General features: G+C 58.7%; 1 rRNA gene. It reads right to left on the bottom strand.

Features of this window, described 5'->3' with window-relative positions:
• Positions 1 to 248: 248 nt before the first annotated feature.
• Positions 249 to 310, bottom strand: a 16S ribosomal RNA gene (locus tag ACPXBU_RS34870); the annotation flags it as partial.

Genomic DNA, 310 nt, shown 5'->3' with positions numbered 1-310 from the left:
AAAGGGGGCTGGCCAAGTCTCTGAAACAACAACCACACGGGTTGTTCCTTCAGGACCCAACAGGGTGCCTACATTCTTCCTCAGCCGCACCAGGGACTTCGTTCCCACCACCCGAAGGAGGCTGTACTAGAAGGAACCCGGCCGTTGCCGAGGGAAAACTTGCCAGTGTCTCCGCCATCTGAGCACCCCGACCCAACATTCGTGGGCCGCGGGCTCCTTGCACCCTTTCAGGTGAAGGTGCTCCTTAGAAAGGAGGTGATCCAGCCGCACCTTCCGGTACGGCTACCTTGTTACGACTTCGTCCCAATCG

It is taken from the genome of Micromonospora sp. DT231 (assembly GCF_049847025.1).
Classification (GTDB): Bacteria; Actinomycetota; Actinomycetes; order Mycobacteriales; family Micromonosporaceae; genus Micromonospora.
Note: the sequence above shows the minus strand (reverse complement) of the source record. Positions and strands in the feature narration are given on the sequence as shown.